Source organism: Parvularcula mediterranea (genome assembly GCF_013085255.1).
GTDB classification, from domain to species: Bacteria; Pseudomonadota; Alphaproteobacteria; order Caulobacterales; family Parvularculaceae; genus Parvularcula; species Parvularcula mediterranea.
Window position 1 is genome coordinate 778975 of sequence record NZ_JABFCX010000003.1, and the last position, 19581, is coordinate 798555.

At 63.5% G+C, this 19581-nt stretch carries 17 protein-coding genes; 7 read left to right on the forward strand and 10 right to left on the reverse strand.

Going from position 1 to position 19581, the window contains the following annotated elements; translation table 11 throughout:
- Positions 1-6: 6 nt before the first annotated feature.
- From HK107_RS12540 to HK107_RS12550, 3 genes are all read right to left on the reverse strand, one after another.
- The gene (locus HK107_RS12540; protein ID WP_173200297.1) at positions 7-1047 is read right to left on the reverse strand and encodes a rod shape-determining protein; all 1041 of its coding nucleotides are present in this window, start codon (positions 1045-1047) and stop codon (positions 7-9) included.
- An 83-nt stretch (positions 1048-1130) separates the two neighbouring features.
- On the reverse strand, positions 1131-1937 hold the full coding sequence (locus tag HK107_RS12545) for a TVP38/TMEM64 family protein (protein ID WP_173200299.1): 807 nt from the start codon (positions 1935-1937) through the stop codon (positions 1131-1133).
- 70 nt (positions 1938-2007) lie between these two features.
- Complete coding sequence (locus HK107_RS12550) at positions 2008-5241, reverse strand: YhdP family protein (protein WP_233061497.1); 3234 nt, start codon at positions 5239-5241, stop codon at positions 2008-2010.
- 232 nt (positions 5242-5473) lie between these two features.
- Between HK107_RS12550 and bcp the strand changes: the two genes are divergently transcribed.
- The 4 genes from bcp to HK107_RS12570 all read left to right on the forward strand — a co-directional run bounded on the left by bcp (position 5474) and on the right by HK107_RS12570 (position 9011).
- Complete coding sequence (gene bcp, locus HK107_RS12555; protein WP_173200303.1) at positions 5474-5935, forward strand: thioredoxin-dependent thiol peroxidase; 462 nt, start codon at positions 5474-5476, stop codon at positions 5933-5935.
- Positions 5932-6747: a ferritin-like domain-containing protein gene (locus HK107_RS12560; RefSeq protein WP_173200305.1), complete on the forward strand. Its 816-nt coding sequence runs from the start codon at positions 5932-5934 to the stop codon at positions 6745-6747. Before bcp ends, HK107_RS12560 begins: the two co-directional genes overlap by 4 nt.
- 187 nt (positions 6748-6934) lie before the next feature.
- Positions 6935-8329: a M23 family metallopeptidase gene (locus HK107_RS12565; protein WP_173200307.1), complete on the forward strand. Its 1395-nt coding sequence runs from the start codon at positions 6935-6937 to the stop codon at positions 8327-8329.
- A 52-nt stretch (positions 8330-8381) separates the two neighbouring features.
- A complete protein-coding gene (locus tag HK107_RS12570) occupies positions 8382-9011 on the forward strand; it encodes a bactofilin family protein (protein ID WP_233061499.1) in 630 nt (209 codons plus the stop codon).
- A gap of 63 nt (positions 9012-9074) precedes the next feature.
- On the opposite strand, the gene HK107_RS12575 is transcribed toward HK107_RS12570, so the two are convergent.
- The 3 genes from HK107_RS12575 to HK107_RS12585 are packed head-to-tail and all read right to left on the reverse strand — an operon-like array spanning position 9075 to position 11279.
- The gene (locus tag HK107_RS12575) at positions 9075-9869 is read right to left on the reverse strand and encodes a hypothetical protein (RefSeq protein WP_173200311.1); all 795 of its coding nucleotides are present in this window, start codon (positions 9867-9869) and stop codon (positions 9075-9077) included.
- Between the two features lie 5 nt (positions 9870-9874).
- The gene (locus tag HK107_RS12580) at positions 9875-10300 is read right to left on the reverse strand and encodes a DUF1489 family protein (protein ID WP_173200313.1); all 426 of its coding nucleotides are present in this window, start codon (positions 10298-10300) and stop codon (positions 9875-9877) included.
- Positions 10301-10304: 4 nt separating this feature from the next.
- The gene (locus tag HK107_RS12585; protein WP_233061621.1) at positions 10305-11279 is read right to left on the reverse strand and encodes a lysozyme; all 975 of its coding nucleotides are present in this window, start codon (positions 11277-11279) and stop codon (positions 10305-10307) included.
- A 160-nt stretch (positions 11280-11439) separates the two neighbouring features.
- Between HK107_RS12585 and HK107_RS12590 the strand changes: the two genes are divergently transcribed.
- Together HK107_RS12590 and HK107_RS12595 are read left to right on the forward strand one after the other, a co-directional pair.
- Entirely contained in the window at positions 11440-12933 is a 1494-nt protein-coding gene (locus tag HK107_RS12590; RefSeq protein ID WP_173200317.1) for an NfeD family protein, read from the forward strand.
- A 3-nt stretch (positions 12934-12936) separates the two neighbouring features.
- Positions 12937-13686, forward strand: coding sequence for a slipin family protein (locus HK107_RS12595; protein ID WP_173200319.1), 750 nt, complete (start codon positions 12937-12939; stop codon positions 13684-13686).
- A gap of 24 nt (positions 13687-13710) precedes the next feature.
- Here the strand turns inward: HK107_RS12595 and ptsP are convergent, their stop codons facing one another.
- The 3 genes from ptsP to HK107_RS12610 all read right to left on the reverse strand — a co-directional run bounded on the left by ptsP (position 13711) and on the right by HK107_RS12610 (position 18172).
- Positions 13711-15987 carry a phosphoenolpyruvate--protein phosphotransferase gene (gene ptsP / locus HK107_RS12600; protein WP_173200321.1) on the reverse strand — a complete coding sequence of 759 codons (2277 nt, stop codon included), beginning with the start codon at positions 15985-15987 and terminating at the stop codon, positions 13711-13713.
- A gap of 9 nt (positions 15988-15996) precedes the next feature.
- Positions 15997-17226, reverse strand: coding sequence for an aspartate kinase (locus HK107_RS12605; protein ID WP_173201508.1), 1230 nt, complete (start codon positions 17224-17226; stop codon positions 15997-15999).
- 97 nt (positions 17227-17323) lie between these two features.
- Positions 17324-18172, reverse strand: a complete 849-nt coding sequence (locus tag HK107_RS12610) for an SDR family oxidoreductase (protein WP_173200323.1) — start codon at positions 18170-18172, stop codon at positions 17324-17326.
- 71 nt (positions 18173-18243) lie between these two features.
- Here HK107_RS12610 and ubiG point away from each other — a divergent pair, with 71 nt between their 5' ends.
- Complete coding sequence (gene ubiG / locus HK107_RS12615; RefSeq protein ID WP_173200325.1) at positions 18244-18993, forward strand: bifunctional 2-polyprenyl-6-hydroxyphenol methylase/3-demethylubiquinol 3-O-methyltransferase UbiG; 750 nt, start codon at positions 18244-18246, stop codon at positions 18991-18993.
- Here the strand turns inward: ubiG and HK107_RS12620 are convergent.
- Positions 18990-19544, reverse strand: a complete 555-nt coding sequence (locus HK107_RS12620; protein ID WP_173200337.1) for an EF-hand domain-containing protein — start codon at positions 19542-19544, stop codon at positions 18990-18992. The genes ubiG and HK107_RS12620 overlap by 4 nt on opposite strands.
- Positions 19545-19581 lie beyond the last annotated feature (37 nt).

The following is a 19581-nucleotide window of genomic DNA, read 5'->3' on the forward strand; positions in this document are numbered from 1 at the left end:
ACTCGATCAGACGGCCGAGCTGAGCGCGGTCTTCATCGCCTTGTCGTTCTCAAGAGCTGCACCCGTACCAAGGGCAACGCAGGAGAGCGGGTCTTCCGCGATCGAGACCGGAAGGCCGGTTTCCTCGCGGAGGAGCTTGTCGAGGTTGCGAAGAAGCGCGCCGCCGCCGGTGAGCATGATGCCCGTATCGACGATATCGGCGGCCAGCTCGGGCGGGGTCGCTTCAAGAGCAACCTTCACGGCCTCGGTGATCTGGCTGACAGGCTCCTTGAGGGCCTCGTAGATCTGGGCGGCAGAGATTTTCACCTCTTTCGGCACGCCGTGCATAAGGTCGCGGCCCTTGATGTGGATCACGGCCTTGGTCGATTCCTCGTCCACGGTCGCCGAGCCCACTTCCTTCTTGATCCGCTCGGCCGAAGCCTCACCGATCAGGAGGTTGAACTCGCGGCGGATGAAGGAAACGATCGCCTCGTCCATCTTGTCGCCGCCGACGCGAACCGAGCGCGAATAGACAATGCCGCCGAGCGACAGGACAGCCACTTCCGTGGTGCCGCCGCCAATATCGACGACCATCGAGCCCGTCGGCTCGGCCACCGGAAGGTGCGCACCGTAGGCTGCTGCCATCGGCTCTTCGATCAGATCGACCCGGCGCGCGCCAGCGGAGAGCGCGCTCTCCTGGATGGCGCGGCGCTCAACGGCCGTGGCGCCCGAGGGGACGCAGATGACGATCCGCGGGCTCGCGAAGGACCGGCGGTTATGAACCTTGCGGATGAAGTGCTTGATCATCGCTTCGGCGACTTCGAAGTCGGCGATGACACCGTCGCGCATCGGGCGGATCGCCTCGATGGCGCCGGGGGTCCGGCCCAGCATCTCTTTCGCCTCGTTGCCGACAGCCCGCACGATCTTGCGGCCCTGACGGGTTTCGATGGCGACCACCGAGGGCTCGTTGAGCACGATGCCGCGCCCCCTGACGTAAACCAGCGTGTTCGCGGTTCCGAGGTCGATGGCCATATCGGCCGACAGCATACCAAAGAGGGCGGAAAGCATAGCCCGTGTCCTATCCGTTCAGCGACCGGGCGCCTCTCTCGCGTCCGGTTTCAGAGTGAGAGCAAGACTACGCCCGAAGCCTTTTATTTAGCATTAAGGCGAGTCTGAGTCTCGTCCTCAACAGCCGGTGAAGATTGGCCTATCTCCGTTTGGCCTGCGAGACCAGCAAGGGACGTGGTCTTCAAACGCCCATAAAGCCACCGGCAGAAAAAGAAGAAGCCGATCCAAAGGGCTGCGATCAGGATGATGGCGAAGATCGCGCTCGTGTCCCCGCTGGTCAGGAACCGGGCAATGGCGCCGAGCTGGTCGGTGAAGAAGGCGATAAAGGCCAGCTTGGGGATAACGCCGAGGCCTGTGCCGGTCATGAATTTCCAGAACGCCATGCCGCTGGCGCCGCAGATCGAATTGACCACCACGAGGGGCGCCGTGGGCAGCCAGCGGACGATCATCGAGGCAAGGAGCCCCCGCTCTCGGACGATCTCGATCAGCTCTTCGGCGCGCTTGGCGGAGATCTTGTTGACCCAGCGTGCGCCCAGGAACTTGCCCATCCCGAAGGTCACCGCTGACGAAACCATGGTCGCCGACCAGGCGAAAAGGCCGCCCTGCCAAGCGCCGAAGACGGCAACCGTCGCTGCGTAGAGTAGCGCCTGCGGGAAACCGACGAGCGCAAGGCCGACAAACAGAATGACCACAGCGAAGAAGGACCACGGGCTCTCCTGAACGCCGGTCAGGAACTGATCCACGCCTTCGCGGTCGAGACCGAGGAGCTCTTGCCCGAACAGGATCAGGAACAGCGCGATCACCACCGCCAGCCCGCTCAGGATCGCTGGCAGCATCCGGCGCACGTCAAAAGACGGCTTCACCGCAGTCATATGCTCGTTGTCGCTCAATCTGGCCCCGGGACGATCAAAATCCGAAACCGCTTCATGGAGGAGGAGCGGCCCGGTCACAATCCTAGGATCAAGGGCCTTCCGAAGTGTCACCTTCGACGTCTTCGCCTTCAACCGGGTCGAAAATGCGGCGGAGGATGCCCGGCGTCAGGGCGGAAAGGGCATTCACTGTCACCACCGGCTGCGAGATCGGCCCGGTCACGGTGTAGGAGAAGGCGACGATCCCCTCACCTTCCCGGCTGACGAAGAGGCGGCCCAATCCGGGGATTGAGCCGAGGAGACCATTAAGGGCATAGGCAGGCGCCACCGCCCCGCGCACGTCCACGGTGCCTGCGTCGAGGTTGATCTCTCCCGCCGCAGACATGCCAAGGCTCGAGCCCACAAGCTTCGCGCCTTCCAGTGTGATCAGGCCTTCATTGAGCGTCACATCGCCTTCCAACGCCGTGAAGCGAATGCCTTCGCCGTTCAGCTGCGCAAACGCGCCGTCGAGGGAGGTGAAGGACAGGATCTTCGCAAGAAGAGGCGCGTCCTGAACGAGGATCTCCGACACCTCGAACCGGCCCGAGAAGCCTGTCTTCTCGTCCGTCGTGCCCTTGATCGAACCGGCTCCGCCAGTGACCGAACCGAGCCCGAACACCCCGCCGATCAGTGTACCGAAGTCCGTCGCTTCAACCTCGACGAAGCCCAGCTCGGATCCCTCCGGCTGATCGACGGTCATGTTCATCCGGCCTTCATCACCGACCCGGGCGGTCAGCGTGAACTGCTCGACATAATCCCCCGTATGCTGACCTTCTGCACGCACCTCATGGAGTTCGACGCCGTTCTTGAGGCTGACGCGGCTGAGCTCCACATCGAGGTCGAGCCTCCCGGGCAGCTTGCCATCCCGCGCAGGCTGCATGCCGAGAACAGAGTCGATCGCAGGCGCTGCGCTCGCGTGATCGCCGGTGATGTCGAGATCAAGAACATTGCCTTCCGTCACCATACGGAGGGAAAGGTTCGCCGTGTCTTCAATGAAGAGCCGCGGCAGCTCCAGCCTGACGACCGCACCTTCCTGCGTGAAGACGCCTGAACCCTCGACGTTGAAGAGCGGCGAGGTCAACCGCATTTCGCGAAGAGACACGAGGCCGGGATCGCCGGGGTCTTCTACCGGCTCCGGGATAGCGACGGTCGTCTCGAAGAAACCCTTGATACCCTTGGGCTTCCTCAGCCCAAGAGGCGGTACGTTCACGGCAGCATCGGTCAGCTCGCCCGTGATCTTGAGCGGCGCTCCGGGGCGAAGGTCATCGGCAAAGATCTGTGTAGGGATCTCTCCCCGGAAGAACTGCCTCAGCGGTATACCGACCATATCAGCCGTCAGTGTGTCGAAGGCCGTCGACACCGCGAGCTCCGCCCGCATGTCCTGCTTCAGCGACTGACGCCATTCGAAGGTCGCGGGTGCGCCTGCCGTCAGTCCGTCGCCGCGAATGACGACCCGCTCGGGCGTCAGAGAGACCCTTCCTGTCGCCTCAGAGGCATCGATGCCCGGCAGGACATCGTCGATCCCGCCAAGCGCGAACGACCCGTCACCGCGGACGACAACCTCTTCTTCTTCGAAAAATTCCTTCAGCGGCCAATCGACGGCGAGGTCGAAAATGCCCTTTCCGTGAAACTGATCGGTGGCATATCCGGCTTCATCGAAGTCGACCAGGCTTGCCTCTTCCAGTGCTTCGAGGATGGTCGCGATCTCACCCGAAAGCCTTCCGCGGAACGTCGCCGTTGCCCCTTGGGGCGTGAAGCGCGGCATGTTGAGCCGTGAGCTGAGGATATCAACGCCTGCCACCCGACCTCGCCGTCCGTCCACGGTGAAACTGTTGCCCCTGACCCGCGCCGACGCCCTGACATTCTCTAGCTTCGGCATCCCGGGAAGATAGAAGACCGTCGCGTCGGAAGCCTCGAAGGTGAAGTCCATCGTCTCGTTGGGAAGCGCGGTCTCGGGCTGGATCGCGTTCATCGGGATGTCGGACTTGTAGGACAGGTTCGTCAGCGTCCCGGCCTTCAAATTCTCGACCACCCACTTGCGTGCCTCGCGTGCAAGGTTCAGCGGCCAGCCCGCGAGAACCTGTTGGGGCGTAAGGGGACCAGGGAGCACGGCGTCACTCTCGATCCGGGGGTTGCCGCTGAAACCTTCAGGGAACGTCAGCGCCAGCGATCCGCGTGCCTCGCTTTCGAAGTAAGCAGCACGCAGACGATCAAACGCGAGCCTGCGCTCATCGGCGTCGAACCGTCCTTTGGCCTCGAACGCATCGACGTCAAGCGTGCCCTCGAGGAGCTCACCAAGATCGAGGTGGATTGCCTCGCCGCGCATGTCGAAGTCGAGCTCGATCTCTCGCGGCGAAAGGATATTCGCAGCCGAGACTGTGCCTGCGAGCTCGCCCGTATTCCCCGCCACGTCATAGTCGAACGTCATGACACGGAAGATCGTCGTGTCGCCCTCAAAAACCGCCGTCAGCTGGTTCTCGCCAAAGGAGAAGGGGCGGCCCACCAGCTCCCCCGTCCCGGGATCGAGGCTGAGGTCAATCGATCCGTCCACGGGGCGTCCCTCGCGGTCCACGGTCAGGGAGACGAGCCCCGAAACCTCACCGTCGAGGGTGACAACGTCAACACCCGCTGCCGCGAGAAGCGGCGCAAGCGGCGCGCCGTCGGAAAGGAAGAAAAGCTCTGTCAGGCCATTGGACCGTGCACGGACCTCCACGTCTGCATCGGTGCGCTGGCCGTCGCCGAGCACAAAGGGAAGCTTTGCGCTGACACGGTACCCATCGTCCACGGAGGATGCGCTGAGACTGCCGCCATCGAGTGCAATCGGTGCGACACCTTCGGGAGCGTAGGTCATGTTGACCTGCGGGAGGCTCACCTCCCCTGCCACCCCGCTCGAAAGAAGCGTCAGGATACGCTCGACCGGCAGGGGGCGGGCCTCTTCATCGTTCTGGCGAGGCGCGAAGCGTGTCTCGACGTCGATCTGGTCGACAAGGATCCGCTTCGGCGCCGGATCGAGCCGCAAAAGGCCGCGCAGGGAGAGGTCCGCCTCACCACGCAGTGCGTCCACCCGCTGCGTTCCGTAGGCGGAGAGCTTTTCGAACTCGAGGCGCATGGCTGTGGGTGATGTCGAGAGCGCGAGGCCCTCAATCGAGACATCCATATCGGCTGCACGGGAGAGGGTTGTCTCGATCGTAGGAACGAACGCTCCGACCGGTGCCCGCGATCCGATGACAAGCGCACCGCCAAGGGCCGCAGCTGTCAGGCTGAAGGAGGCCGCGCGCAGAACCATCTCGCTGCAGAAGACCGCCGAGCGGAAGGCGCCGGTAAGGCCCCCGCCTCCGGCACGCTCGTCTCCTGATCTCTGCTTGCGACGCAGCACTCTCAAACCCTGACCACCCCTTTCAACTAAGGCTGTCCTGCACGCTCGGGCAAGCCTGTGTCTTCTTACGACATGGACGGATCGGCCGGGCGTGGGCTAGGCGCCGCAGCACGAATTGATGGCTACATTAGGGAGAATTCCGATGCTCGAAGAAGGTGACAAGGCGCCCGCTTTCACCCTGCCAACCGAAGACGCCGGCGAGGTCAGCCTGAAGGACTATAAGGGCAAGAAGCTCGTCCTCTATTTCTACCCCAAGGACGATACGTCCGGCTGCACCAAGGAGGCCATCGGCTTCTCCGAGGCGCTGGACGATTTCAAGGCTGCCGGCGCCGAAGTGCTGGGCGTCTCCAAGGACACCCCTGCCAAGCACGCCAAGTTCCGCGCCAAGCATGAGCTGACGGTCCCGCTCGCTTCGGATGAAGAAGGCGCGATGATCGAAAAGTACGGCTCGTGGGTCGAGAAGAGCATGTACGGCAAGAAGTATATGGGCATCGACCGCTCCACCTTCCTGATCGATGAGAAGGGTGTCGTCCGGAAGATCTGGCGCAAGGTCCGCGTGCCGAAGCATGTCGAGACCGTCCTCGAAGCCGCCCGAGAGCTTTGACGGCCTACCTTAACCGATGGGACCAGGCGCTCCTCGATGTGCTCGAGGAGCGCGACGCCGACCGGAAGGCCGCGCTGGCGCAAGAAGCGCTGGCCTCCGCTGACGGCTTCGCGCTGGAAGATGCGCCGCGTCTCTTCCCTCCTGAACGGCCCGGCAGGCCCGACCGCCCCGCGCTGATTCCGCCAGCCGATGTTCCCCGCCGCAGGCTCGGCAGTCCCGAGGGACGGGGGGCGCTGCTCCACGCGCTGGCGCATATTGAGCTCAACGCCATTGACCTCGCCGCCGACATGGCCCTGCGGTTCGCTGGCGAGGTGCCGGACGCCATGCGTTCAGCCTTCGTCCGGGACTGGATGCAGGTGATGGGCGAGGAAGGTCTACACTTCTCTTTATTGCATCGCCGCATGGCGGAGCTCGGCGTTCACTATGGTGACCACCCCGCCCACGGAGGTCTGTGGGATGCTGCGCGCCAGACGAGCGGAGACCTTGTCGGCCGTCTTGCCGTCGCTCCGATGATCCTCGAAGCCCGCGGACTCGATGTCACACCAGGCATGATCGGCAAGCTGAAACAGGCCGGAGACGAGCCTTCTGCCGACGTCCTTCAGGTCATCTATAATGACGAGATTGGCCACGTCCGCATCGGCACCTACTGGTTTCGCGCGCTCAACGAGGCCCGGGGAGCGGATCCTGCTCAAACCTTTCACAAATGTGTGATGCGATATTATCCACAGGGCCCTAAGCGCCCCTTCAACGAGGAAGCGCGGACGAAGGCAGAGTTGCCGCGCGACTGGTACGAGGGCGTAGCGCCTCAATAATGTCTCATTCCGGCCCAACGCTGGCCGGGGAGAGAAGGTAGGGAGATCAAGGTCGAAGAGCTGGCTGGAAGGCGATCCGTTGAATCGTCGTCAAGCTTAATAATTTTTCGATCGCGGTTTCGTATTCAGTTGTGACGTGCCAAAGAGTTCGTGGTAGTGTCACAGTTGGGGTGGGACATCCATTTTCTTGGCGCCGTTCAAGCGCCAGTGGGCAGTCAGGGACGATATGGGCAAGGATAAGGGATCGGTCAGCGGAACGCTCGGACATCTGTTCCGCGAGCGCCAGATCTACCACCGCTCCGACGGCATCGTTCACTTCATCAAGCTTTCGAGCCGGACGCAGATCGTCTTTGCCTCGATCCTGCTCGGCGCCCTGATGTGGGTCGCCTACGCGTCGGTCAACGTGGTCTTCAAAGAGCAGATCATCGTCGCCAAGGACGAGCAGCGCCGTGATGAGCAGGCCGCTTATCGCCGCCGCCTTCAGAATTCTGAACGCGCCTATGAAGAAGTCAGCTCCCTGAACTTCATTTACAGCCGCGAGTTCGAAGCCGCACTCAAGAAACTCGAAGGCCAGCACGACGCCCTGCGCTCGCTGGTCGAAAACAAGAGCTCCCTCGACGTTGAGATGCGCGGCCTCGCCGAAACGCTCTCCGCCGCTGGCGCTCCTGGTGGCCGTAAGCTTTCAGGCTCCAACCGCGTCATGATCGATCCGGTCGGCCGCGAGCCCACGCCGCGCCAGTCGCGCGTGTCGGCCCTGCGCGAAGAGGCCCTCGAAAGCGTCATCGATCAGGAGATCGCTGAAGGCATCGAGAACGAAGTGCTCTCCGATATGCGCCGCAAGACCGCCCAACTCTCCGCGAGCCAGGTCGTTCTTCTCGCTGGCATGGAAGAGAAGATGCACCGTGCCATCCGCGAGATGGACCAGATCCTCCGCCACACCGGCGCCGGTGCCAACCTCATTGCCAAGGCTGACGAGACGCTCGGCCTGCAGGTTCTTGCGCAAGCCCGCGGCGACGATGGCAGCGACCTTGTCGGCATCGGCGGCCCCTTCATCCCTGTCGATGAAGAAGGTGCGACCGAGTTCTCCGGCACCTATTACGAAACCGCCGCCCGGGTTCAGGAGCGCCTGACCGAGCTTGCGGCCCTCGCTGGCACCATCCGTCAGGTTCCTCTGGCTTCCCCGGTTCTTAACCGCCACCGCCAGACGTCTGGCTTTGGCCTGCGCTGGGACCCGTTCAAACGCTCCAAGCGTGCCCGCCACTACGGTCTCGATTTCGCGGCAGCGCGCCGTACACCGATCGTTGCCACCGCCCCTGGCCGTGTCGTCTTTGCAGGGACCCGCGGCGCCTATGGCAAACTGGTCGAGATCGACCATGGTAACGGATTCCGTACGCGGTACGCGCATTTGCACACGATAAAAACACGGGCTGGTAGCACCGTTGGGCTAAACGACGTCATAGGGCTGATGGGAAGCACGGGTCGCTCGACCGCGACGCACCTTCACTATGAGGTCCACTACAACCGCAGACAGGTCGACCCTGAAAGATTCATCGAGGCAGGACGTTATGTTTTCGAAAGCTAAGCGTGATAAATCTGACGACCGTCAGCTCCCGGACTTTGAGGACCAGCGTTCGATGACCGCAGATCAATCCATGACCCGTCGCGCCGATGCGAAAAGCTCAGCACGCAGCAAGCCTGCGCGCACCGCCCCGACCGGCGTTCCGTCGCTGATCAGCGCGGACATGGTTATTCGTGGCGAGGTTCGCTCCGAAGGGGAAGTGCAATTCGACGGCGAAATCGATGGCGACATCTACGCCAAGGGTCTCGTCATTGGTGAAGGCGCCACCGTCCGCGGTGAAGTCATCGCCGAGAAGGTCAAGGTCGCTGGCACCGTTGAAGGCCGCGTCCGCGCCACCCGCGTCGAGCTGACCGCCAGCTCGATCGTTAAAGGCGACATCATCCACACCGCGCTGATGATCGAAGCGGGCGCCCGCTTCGAAGGCAGCTGCCGTCACTCCGACGACCCGCTGAACGATAGCGCTCCGGCTACACCTGCTGAGCTTCCGGCCCCGTCTGACGAGCGCGTGCTCGCAGCGACCCCGGCTCCGAACGCTCCGCGTGAGCGTGAAGCCAAGCTTCGCGAAGCGGCTCCCCTGCGCCGTGACGCTGCCGCTGCTCCGGCATCGGAAGAAAAGCCGGCCGACATGCAGCAGATGCGCCAGACCGGCGGCAAGGCCCTCGCCCAGAAGGCGAACCTCCGCTAACGGACCAAAGAACAACGATCGCATGAAGACGGGCCCCTCGGGGCCCGTTTTTGTTTGTGGAGCTTAGTTCTGGAAGGGATCGACGTCCCGGAAGCTCTTGGGGTTGAGCTCCCCAAGGCCATAGCCGATGCCCCTGAGGCTGCCGCCAACAGCGGCCACCCGCCACTCGATCAGGTGCTCGGCCTTGCCGTCGCCATCGAAGTCCGCCGTCGCCACATGCAGGAACTCGCCGCGCAGCGTGTCTGACTCGAGGGTCCAGACGATGGGTTCGTTGCTGATCCGCTCATAGACCGCATCGTCGCCAAAGCTATTGCCAAGGCCCGGCAGGTCACCCCGCGGCAAATCCATCATCCAGTCAGGATCGAGCGGCGGAGAGGCAACCGCCTGCGCCTCCTGGGCGAATACCAGAAGCCCGCAGGCCCGCGCCATCTGCGCCTCCCGGCGAAAGCCAGCGCCGGAGGCAGCGCTATAGCCACGGCTCCGTGCCCGCACGAAGGCATCGCAGCCCATCACTTCCATGTCCTCATCGGTCTCTTCAAGGCCGATCATGGTCGTCGGGCGAGACGGCAGAACGCCCTCGCCGAAGAGTGCTTCTCCTTCAGCCGCCAATGCATCGGCGGGGAAACAGCCATCGGGCAGCACGACCGGGTGACAGAAGATGACCTTGCCCGGAGGCACCTCTTCTGCCGAAGCGGTTCTCGCCGTCGCCTGCTTGTCGGCCCGCTCTGAGTGGGTCTCGTTCTCGAGCGTCTCGCTGACTTCCGGAACACCTCGGTCACCGAAGAAGTAGGTCCCGCCAGCAACCGCAGCCGCCGTCGCGCCGATGACGCCGAGCGCGCCCCCGCGCTTTGAACTCAAGCCCCTCATAACAGTCCCAACTCCGCTAGCTCCGCCCTTATTGGCAGATCCTCGCCTCCTTCGCCTCCCTCAAGATCAGCGGGCGCATCCTTCACATCGAGGTAGCGCCAGCCCTGAAAGGGTTTGCGGGCGATGAGGCGCGTCCGATGAAGCTCGGGATCGAGCACGATCATGCACTTCCGGCCGTCATTCGTCTGCACTTCGCGCAGGTCGAGGATGCGCTGGCGCGCCTGGATCTGCCCCGCGATCACCCAGTAGATCGAGCCGCCGGCGAGAAGTTCGTCGCGGCGCTTGGGAAACATGCGAGTGGTGTGGTGGGGATGGCCTTCGAGCTCAGTGCCCTCGGACATGCGGAGGAGACGCTGCTGCCAATCCACGAGGTCATCGACGCGGTCCGCGCCGACGCAAAGCTTGATCAGGTTGATGGTCATTCAGTTAGTTGCCGCGGACCCGCGCAACTTCCTTGGCCCGGGCCTTCTTGATCGAGTGACGCGCTGCGCGCTTGGCCACGATGTAGACGCTGAAATAGGTCAGGCCCAGACCGATGGAGAGCATCCAGAGCGGCAAATCGACCAGCACCGGCTGGAGCAGCGATGGCGACAGGCCAACCGCCTGGAGCGCATCGGGCGCGTAAGCGTCGAGAGCCAGAACACCGCTGAACAGCGTGAACGCCACCGCCAGCAGGACCAGCATCACCGCGCCAACCGTCACGCCAATGTCTTCGCGCTCTTCTGCCTTGGCGATGATCATCTTGGAGGGATCACCCATCAGCGCATGGCTGGCGGCGTAGAGCGCCGACATGCGGCCTTCGATCTCTTCCGGCGTCAGGGAGCGGCCCTTGTCACGGCGGTAGCTGTCGAAATCCACGAGCGGCGCATGGGTCACCTCGCTCGGCGCGAGCACCTGGCCGTCGCACTCGTCAGCAGGCGCGACCTCGGAGGTCGGGATCACCAGCTCGGCATCCGTCGGCATCAGGAACAGCGACTTCTCGGCAGCCCGGCGGCGGACGAGGCCGTCGAGCTTCATCAGCTTCCCGTCGACCCGCGCCTTGGTCCAGCGCTCAAAAGCCTCAGCGGCGCCAAGCTTGTCGCCTTCATTCAGCCTCTTGAGGACCGTGGAACGTTTGAAATTGTCAGCGCCGATATTGAACACGAAGGAGACGAGCGCATCGTGCTCGTTCTGGTTCAGAGGCGTCCTGACCGTATCGCGCAGCAGCGTCTCGATCGGCGAGACATCCTTGAGGAGGAGGTTCGTCGCTTCGCGCTGGCTGACCTGAGGGGCGGGGGAATCGCTGATGTGGCCGTAGCCGACAATGTAGTTGCCAGCGCCGCGACGCTCATCGAGGCGGGGGCTCGCCGAGAAGCCCTCGTAAGCCTTGATCAGATTGAGACCTGTGTCTCCGGTCTGCATCACGCCCCCTGACTTGCGCTTGCGGTTTCACCCAACTGCCCACACCTCTCTAGCACGGCCAGAAGAGACTGTGTAGCGCACCGTTGGCGATCTGTTAACCTCTCGTCATCGGGAAAATCGCGTGATAGCTCTTATGGTTAAAGGGGCTGGGAGAATAGATATGCGCCTGTTTTACAGGGCCTTCTTTCTAATGATGATGCTGCTCGGCATGGGCGGCGCGATCTTTTCTCTAACGGCACAGGAAAGTGGCCGTCGCGCCACGGTCCTTGAACTGGACGGTGCGGTGACGCCGACGGTCGCCAATTACCTCGAACGGGAGATCGGCGCGGCAGAGCTGCGCGGCGATGAGCTGGTGATTGTCGAGATCGATACGCCCGGCGGCCTCGTCACCTCGATGCAGTCCATCGTCCAGACGATCCTTGGCAGCGACGTGCCCGTCGTGACCTATGTCGGCCCCTCCGGCGCAAGGTCTGCGAGCGCTGGCCTCTACATCATGTATTCCGCCCACGTTTCGGCCATGGCCCCGGCCACCAATACAGGCAGCGCCACACCGATCGAGCTTGGAGGCGGCTCCAGCGAAGAGAGCCCGTTCGCTCCTCCCGCTGAAGAGGAGGAGGCCGAGCCAACCTCGGACGAGATCGAAACCCTCGAAGGAGACGACGCCGTCGAGAACGCTGAGTTCACCGAAGAAGAACGCGCTGAGCCTGCTTCCACCCCTGTCGATATCTCGAACGAAGCCTCCATGCGCGGCAAGATCATCGAGGACGCCGTCGCCTACATTCGCGGTCTCGCCAACCTGCGCGGCAGGAACGCTGAGTGGGCGGAAAAGGCAGTGCGCCCGCCCTCAGCCTCGATCACCGCATCCGAAGCGCTCGAGCTGAACGTCATCGACATCGTCGCGAAGAACCGTGACGACCTGATGGAGCAGCTCGATGGCCGCGTGGTCGAGGTCGCCTCCGGCGAGAAGACCCTCGCCACCGAAGGCGTCCGCCTCGTCGAGGTCGAGCCGAGCCTTCTCGAGCGCATCCTCGGTTTCTTCGCCGATCCCAACGTAGCAGCAATCCTCTTCTCCCTCGGTACCCTCGGTCTGACGGTGGAGCTCTGGAACCCCGGTTCGATCTTCCCCGGCATGTTCGGTGCGATCTGTCTTCTCCTCGCCTTCTACTCCTTCCAAGTCCTGCCGGAGAACGGCCTGTTTCTGGCGGTGATGGGATTGGGGGTTGTGCTGATCATCATAGAAGCCTTTGTGACTACAGCGGGGCTCGCCAGTGTCGCGGGCGTCGCGCTTCTGGGGATCGGCCTCTACTACCTCTTCCCCGGTCAGTTCCGGGTGTCTCTGCCTCTCATCATCGGCATTCTCGGCCTCGTCGGCGCCGTCGTCGGTCTGATGCTCTGGGAGCTGATCAAGTCCCGCGCCCACGGCCCCCTCATCGGCAAGGAAGCTGTCAAGGGACGCATGGGCCGCGTCGAGGAATGGAACGGCACCGAAGGCTGGGTCATCGTCGATGGCGAGCGCTGGCGCGCCAAGGCCAAGCAGCCCATGAGCCCCGGCGACCAGGTCAAGGTTCAGGAGGTCGAAGGCCTCATCCTCATCGTCAAAAAAATGAGCGCCAAGATGGGTCTGCGGATACCCCGGCGCGCAACGGAAGGCTAAGCCATGTCACCGATTCTTCTCGGCCTCATCCCCTTCGCGGTTGTTCTGTTCACGGCCATTTTCAAGGTCCTGAAAGAGTATGAGCGCGCCGTGATTTTCACCCTCGGTAAGGTCGGGCGCAGGGCTTCGGGGCCCGGCCTCGTCCTCCTCGTCCCCATCCTGCAAAACATGCAGAAGGTCGACATGCGGACCCTCGTCGCCGATGTTCCGCCCCAGGACGTTATCTCTCGCGACAACGTCTCGGTGAACGTCAACGCTGTTATCTACTACCGCGTGATCGATGCGGTGAAGGCCGTGGTCCAGGTCGAGAACTTCAAGGAAGCGACGAGCCAGCTGGCCCAGACGACGCTCCGTTCGGTCCTCGGCAAGCACGACCTCGACGAGATGCTCCAGGAGCGTGATCGTCTGAACAAGGACATTCAGTCAATCCTCGACGAGCAAACCGAAGCGTGGGGCATCAAGGTCGCAAACGTCGAGATCAAGCGCGTCGATGTCGACGCCTCGATGATCCGCGCCATTGCCCGCCAGGCCGAAGCCGAACGGGAACGCCGGGCCAAGGTCATCCTCGCAGAAGGCGAACAGCAGGCAGCGGCCAAGCTCTCCGAAGCCGCGGGCGTCCTCGCCCAGCAGGAAGGCGCCATGCAGCTCCGCTACCTCAACACGCTGCAGGAAATCGCAGGCGACCAGACGAACACGATCGTCTTCCCCTTCGGGACAGAAGAGGTCGCCAAAATGCTCCGGGGTCGGAACTAGTCCCTAGGTTGATGATCTCTTCCGTCAAACGAGGCGGAAGAGATTGATCCCCAACCGCTCCGCGAGGGCCTTCACGTCACTGCGCAGGGTGCCCGCGCTCTCTTGCGCGAGGAGCTTGTCCATCTCAGCCTTGAGCTCGCCGAGATCGACCTCCCGCACCATCTCTTTCAGCGGCGGCACGGTGATCGCCGAGACGCTCAGCCGCTCAAAGCCAATGCCCATCAGGGTCAACGCCATCAGCGGATCAGCAGCCTGTTCGCCGCAATAGCTGACGGGCTTGCCCGCCGCTTTGGCGCTGTCGATCGTCCGCTTCAGGAACGAAATGAACGGACGGCTGAGATAATCGTACCGGCGCGAGACCAGCTCGCTCTCGCGGTCAGCCGCAAAGAAGAACTGCGCAAGGTCATTGCCGCCGATCGACAGGAAGTCCGCCGCCTCGGCTAGCTCTCCTGCCTGCCAGGCAGCGGAAGGAATCTCGACCATGGCGCCGACTTCGAGCTTCTCAGGCAGGGTCTCACCGAGCTTCTCCGTACGCTGAAGCTCTTTGCTGATGATCTCCTGCGCCTTGTGAAGCTCACTCACGGTCGTGACAAGCGGCAGCATGATCGTCAGGGGGCGGCCCTTCGCAGCAGCCACGAGGGCACGAAGCTGCATCCGCAGCAGCCCCTCGCGGTCAATCGACATGCGCAAGCCGCGCCAGCCCATGGCCGGGTTCGCTTCGAGGGGCCCGTGCATATACTGCGCCTGCTTGTCCGATCCGATGTCTGCTGTGCGGAAGACGATCCGTGCGCCGTCAGCTGCATCGAGCACGGCGGCATAGCTTTCCGTCTGCTCACGGACAGAAGGAAGCTCGCGCCCTACGAGGAACTGAAGCTCCGTCCTGAAGAGGCCGACACCCGACGCACCTACCTCTTCCAGAAGAGCCATATCCATGGCGAGGCCAGCATTCATCTCGATGCTGATGAGCGTGCCGTCCATGGTCTCGGAGGGCTTGTCGCGGTTGCGCCTGAACCGGGCCAGCTGTTCGGAACGGATACGCTCCTTCGCTTCGAAGGTCTCGATGGCCTCCTCAGTCGGGCGCAGGAAGACTTCACCTGTCGAACCGTCGACGAGGATGGCATCGCCCTCCTCCGCCCGGTCGATAACTTCCGCAACGCCTGAAACCATCGGTAGACGGAGGGAACGCGCTACGACAGCAGCGTGAGAGTTGGACGAGGCTTCCGCCAGGACGAGGCCAGCAAGCTTCGTCCGGTCAAGCTCCAACAGCTCGGCCGGCCCCAGCGTCTCGGCAATCACGACAGCGTTCTCCGGAAGCTCTTGAGCCTCTTTCTCACCGCTCAGCATACGGAGGAGGCGGCGCGAAAGATCGTCAAGATCGTGAAGACGCTCACGCAAATAAGGGTCCGAGGCGGCGCGCATCTGCGTGCGGTTCTCGGACTGCACCTGCTCGACCGCAGCCTCGGCGGTCAGTCCCGCCATGATCTTCTCATCGAGCCTGCGCGCCCAGCCCCGGTCATAGGCGAAGAGGCGGTAGACCTCGAGAACTTCGCGGCTGATATTCGTCAGTGAACGGTCGCGCGCCATCATGTCGTCGACCGACTTCTGAAGGTCGCGCAGCGCCTCGGCGAGACGGCTCTTCTCCGCCGCCATGTCCTTGGCAAAGATGCCGCCGCCCCGGCGCTTGGGCGTCAGGAGAGCAGCGGTGCCGCGAACGATGCCGGGGACGATCGCCGTACCCGTCGCATATTCAGGGCCGTGGACAAGCTCCTCGACTTCGGCCTGCTCACGCTCGGTCAGGAAGCGGTCCGACGAGATGATCTCGGCAAGGACGGTCGCGACCATCTGCGAGGCTTCTATCTCGTCCTCGGAATAGGCCCGGGTCGTCGTGTTCTGGATCGTCAGAACACCGATGACCTTGCCCGAACGGATGACAGGCACGCCGAGAAAAGCGTTGAGGCTCTCCTCCCCGGTTTCAGGCCGGAAGGAGAACTCAGGGTGCTGATTGGCGCGCCGCAAATTGATGGGCCGCCCAGTGCGAGCCACCAGGCCGACAAGGCCCTCATCCCACCTCAGGCGGGTCGTATGGACAGCGTCCCGGGACAGACCCTCGGTGGCGAAGAGCTCCAGCATGTCGTCCGACCGCCGGACATAGATCGAGCAGACGTCGGCCACCATGTTCCGGGCGATGGCCTGGACGAGGTGTTCAAGCCTCGTCTGGGCATCGCTCTCTTCGGCCATCACCTCGCGCAGCTGGCGCAGCAGCACGCGCGGGGTCGGCGTCATTCTCGGGGGCAGACTCATGGGGTCCCCTTAAGCCTTGGGACCGCCAAGTCCAAAAGCTTCATGGAGGGCGCGAACAGCAAGTTCCGTATAGTCTGCAGCGATCAAGACGCTGATCTTGATCTCGGATGTGGAAATGTTTTCGATGTTGATCGCCCGCTCGGCGAGGGTTTCGAACATCGTCGCGGCGACACCGGTGTGCGTCTTCATGCCGATGCCGATGATCGAGACCTTCGAGACATTCTGGTTGGCGACCAGCTCATCAAAGCCGATTTCGCCCTTCACCGCGGTGAGGGTCTCCATCGCGTGGGAGAGGTCTTTTTCGCTCAAGGTGAAGGACATGTTGGCCTCGGCTCCCTGACGCGCAGGGGACTGGACGATCATGTCGATGTTCACCCCTGCCTCGGACAGGAGGCGGAAGATCGAGGCCGAACGGCCCGGCTTGTCGGGCACGCCGAGGAGGCTGATCTTCGCCTCGCCCTTGGACGGCACGACGGCGCTGACGACTTGTTTCTCCACGATCTCTTCCTCCCCCGTGATCAGGGTTCCTTCATCGGTCTCTTCAGGCTCGCCCAAGGACGAGAGCACCCGCACCGGCACGCCATAGGTCATGGCGAGGCCAACGGAGCGGGTCTGGAGGACCTTGGCGCCGACCGACGCCATTTCGAGCATTTCTTCATAGGCGAGGACCGGCTTGCGCCTGGCCGTCGCGACGATGCGGGGGTCGGTGGTGTAGACCCCGTCGACATCCGTGTAGATATCGCAGCGGAAAGCGCCGAGCGCTGCCGCCAACGCCACTGCAGTGGTGTCAGAGCCACCTCGCCCGAGGGTCGAGATCCGCCCGTCAGGCGCGAGACCCTGAAAGCCTGCCACCACCGCCACACCGCCCTCATCGAGGGTCGCCATCAGGCGGTCCTGGGGCAGCTCGGTGATCGTCGCGCGGCCGTGGGCGCCGTCCGTTGCGAGGCCCATCTGCCAGCCTTGAAAACTGCGGGCGGGCACGCCTTTCGAACGAAGGTTGATGGCGAGGAGCCCGGCGGTGACCTGCTCACCGCTCGCCACCACGGCATCATAGTCCGCCTCGCGGCTGACATCGCCGCCGCCGAGGCGCTCGGTCAGTTCGACCAGGCGGTTGGTCTCGCCCGACATGGCCGAGACCGTGACGCAGACTTTGTAGCCCCCGTCGCGCGCAGCCATCACGTGGCGCGCGACACGCTCGATCCTGTCAGCGTCACCCACGGAAGTGCCGCCAAACTTCATCACCAGGACATCGTCCCGGCGAGGAGCAAGCTCCAATGGTTCGGGCGTAGAGATCACTTTTCGCTCTCCGCGTTCGCGCTGCACAATGAAACGAGGCCTAGCCTTGGGTTCCCCAGGCCGCAAGTTCCGTAGCTAATGCTGCAAGCCCGTCTTCCAAGTGGGTCCGGGCCTCAAATTCTGGCGGTGCGGGGAGGGTCGGAAGCTTATCCCGCTCGATCCTTGCGAGCTGCGCGGTCTTGAGGGGGAGATTGAGGCCGATCGCTTCGGCTCCGGCAGCTGCCAGTTTGAGGGGCCCCAGCGGCAGCTTCAGAACGGACGAGGACGGTTTTCCCGCCGCCTTCAGCACGTGCCCGAAGAGTTGGGCCGTCTCTAACGCCTTGGGACCACTGACAGCGAAGGCTCCCGAGGGATGCTCCGCGCCAATGGCATCGGCGCCAACCCGCGCCACATCGGAGATATGGACCGGCTGCTGGAGCGCTGCGCCTTTCCCCGGACAGGGGAGAAACCCGAACCGCTGGGCAAACCGGAGGAGCTTCGACAGGTTCCCGTCCTCCACGTGGCCGTAGATCATGGTGGGCCGGAGAATGACCATTTCCGCCCCAACGCTCTCAAGAGAAGCCTCGGCCTCGGCAAGGGCCCGGTAGACCGCGCTCTCCTCATCGATCCCGACATTGTTCGAGGAGAAGCAGACGATCCGCCTCACCCCCTCCTCCGCCAGCCATCGCGCTGCAGGCGCCGACACGGACAGGATCGGGCAGAGGACCGCAGCGTCAAGCCCCTGCGCCGCCGCGCGAACGGCCGCCTCATCCGTCACGTCGAGGCGCAGCTGCGCGCTGCCTGCCACCTTGCGCCGGGCAGCGGAGACCACGTCATGCTGGCGGTCCTTGAGCTCCTCAGCGATCAGATGGCCGAGGACCCCTGACGTCCCGGAGACAAGGACCCTCACGACAATCCGCCTCGCTTGCGCGCCGGGGCCCCGCGGCCTAGCTCTCGCGCAGACGAAGGAGCCGCCCCGCCATGAGCAGCACGACCACGACCATCGACCCCGAAGAGGTCGAAAAGTTCGAGAAGATTGCGCAGGAATGGTGGGACCCGCTCGGGAAATTCAAGCCGCTTCACAAGTTCAATCCGGTTCGCCTCGGCCTCATCAGGGACCAGCTCTGCGAGCACTTTGGGCGTGACCGCTTCGCCAAGAAACCCCTTGAGGGGCTCCGGCTTCTCGATATCGGCTGCGGCGGCGGTCTGGTTTCCGAACCCATGGCAAGGCTCGGCGCGTCCGTGACCGGGATCGACGCTGCCGAAGGCAATGTGAAGACCGCAAGGGTGCATGCGGAGCAATCAAAGCTCGATATCGACTACCGCGCAACGAGTGCGGAGGATCTCCTCGCATCGGGAGAAGAGCCTTTCGACGTCGTCCTCAACCTCGAAGTTGTCGAGCACGTCGCCGATATCGGCCTCTTCCTCGGGACGTCCGCCAAGCTCCTCAAGCCCGGCGGGATGATGGGCATGGCGACTCTCAACCGTACACTGAAGGCTGCAGCTACAGCCGTCTTCGCTGCGGAGTATGTTCTCCGCTGGCTGCCGATCGGCACCCATGACCCGCGCAAGTTCGTGAAGCCCTCGGAAGCCAAGAGGCACCTGACGGATGCTGGCCTAAAGATCGTCGCAGAGCGCGGCCTCACCTACCTGCCGCTACTCGACAGCTGGCGCGTCGGCGAGGATATGTCGGTCAACTACATGCTGTTTGCGGAGAAGCCGGAAGCTTAGCCGCGCCGACCCCCGCGGCCGCCACCACCGCCGCCTCGACCGCCGCCGCCGCGTTGGCCACCCGCCTGCCCGCGCGCTGGCGGCTGCATAGTCACCAGAAGCTCTGAGCGCTGAAGGATACCGTCGCCATTCTCGTCGAGTTCGACAAAACGCTTGGTGATAAAGCTCTCGAACTCTGACAGGGAAACCGAGGCCGAGCTGTCCCGGTCGAAGCTGCTCGTCCCGATAGGGGCATTCCGCGTGCCGAAGAACGTCTCGGCCATCGCAGACACTTCGATCGGCCGCAGGACACCGTCGCCCTCACCATCGGCAGCAGCGAAGATCGCCTTGCCCGCAAGGATCATCTCGTCCTGCGTCACGGCACCGTCGCTGTCCTGATCCATGCCTGCGAAGAACAGGCTCTCGGGTCGCGCGATCTGCTGGGCCGAGCGCATCATCGACGCAGCGTCGGCGCGTCCGCCTTGTTGGCCGCCAGGGCCTCCGCGCGGCGGCTCCTGTGAGGCGCAGGCAGCGGCGAGAGGTAGGGCGAGAAGGAAAGAGCGAGCGCGCATGGCCGGTCCTTGCGTGGCGACCGGCGGAGCCTAGCCG